This window comes from Anoxybacillus sp. LAT27, assembly GCF_022030075.1.
Taxonomy (GTDB): domain Bacteria; phylum Bacillota; class Bacilli; order Bacillales; family Anoxybacillaceae; genus Anoxybacillus; species Anoxybacillus kestanbolensis.
The window spans coordinates 1-272 of record NZ_JAIWYK010000169.1 but is presented as its reverse complement, the minus strand read 5'-3'; the positions used below and the strand labels follow the sequence as shown (position 1 = coordinate 272).

Here is a 272-nt window from a genome sequence, read left to right as displayed (position 1 = left end):
CTTGGCGGCACCGTGGCGGTCAGTCTCGCGCCGGGCGCCAGCATCGCAAAGCAATACGATATCCTGCACAGCACCGGACTGAACGGCACGACTTTCAGCGGGGTTTCCGCCAATTCGCTTCCCGGCCTCTCCGCGAGCCTGAGCTATTCCGCAACCGATGCCTATCTCGGGCTGACCTCAGTGCTCGGCCCGCTGAGCACGGGCCTCGGCAGCAATGCTCAGCGCGTCGCGGGCGTGATCGACGCAGCCTTCAACGCGCAAGGCTCGCTGCC

1 protein-coding gene is annotated in these 272 nt (G+C 66.2%); it reads left to right on the top strand.

Going from position 1 to position 272, the window contains the following annotated elements:
- A partial coding sequence (locus tag LD028_RS08985) for a hypothetical protein (protein WP_237811614.1) occupies nucleotides 1-272 on the top strand: 272 nt, incomplete at both ends.